This window comes from Vibrio sp. 03_296 (assembly GCF_002265885.1).
On record NZ_NPKW01001168.1, the window covers coordinates 1 to 903 of the forward strand.

General features: G+C 47.8%; 1 protein-coding gene and 1 rRNA gene. Both read left to right on the forward strand.

The annotated features are described in order from the left end of the window. The coding region (locus CIK04_RS35130; RefSeq protein ID WP_325206039.1) for a hypothetical protein at window positions 1-245 on the forward strand (245 nt) is incomplete at its 5' end. A 149-nt stretch (window positions 246-394) separates the two neighbouring features. Beyond that, window positions 395-903: ribosomal RNA gene (locus CIK04_RS30650) — 16S ribosomal RNA — on the forward strand; the annotation flags it as partial.

The following is a 903-nucleotide window of genomic DNA, read 5'->3' on the forward strand; positions in this document are numbered from 1 at the left end:
ATCGTTGTCTTTGTAATCAAACGAACGCTTTTGGTGACTTTTTTCAAATTAGGGTTGCCAAAGAAACTGCCTTCCCTATAATGCGCATCCACCGACACGGCAGACGGCGTAAGGCCTCAGCAACGTCGGGTGAGGTAAAAGCTTCTGAGAAAATAAATTTGAAAAAGTGTTTGACTCTTCAAATTAACTCGCTAGAATGCACCTCCGCTTTGAGAGAAAAACTTCTCGAAAAGCAAGCTCTTTAACAATATAAACCTATCAATCTGTGTGGGCACTCGTTGATGATAATCCAAAAGATTTATCAATGAACTGAGTGACCAAAACGATACTAAGTATCGGCACAGTCAATTTATTCAGTATTCATTGAGCCGAAGCGAAAGCTTCAAAAAACTTTTAATTGAAGAGTTTGATCATGGCTCAGATTGAACGCTGGCGGCAGGCCTAACACATGCAAGTCGAGCGGCAGCACAGAGAAACTTGTTTCTCGGGTGGCGAGCGGCGGACGGGTGAGTAATGCCTGGGAAATTGCCCTGATGTGGGGGATAACCATTGGAAACGATGGCTAATACCGCATGATAGCTTCGGCTCAAAGAGGGGGACCTTCGGGCCTCTCGCGTCAGGATATGCCCAGGTGGGATTAGCTAGTTGGTGAGGTAAGGGCTCACCAAGGCGACGATCCCTAGCTGGTCTGAGAGGATGATCAGCCACACTGGAACTGAGACACGGTCCAGACTCCTACGGGAGGCAGCAGTGGGAATATTGCACAATGGGCGCAAGCCTGATGCAGCCATGCCGCGTGTGTGTGAAGAAGGCCTTCGGGTTGTAAAGCACTTTCAGTCGTGAGGAAGGTGGTAGTGTTAATAGCACTATCATTGACGTTAGCGACAGAAGAAGCACCGGCTA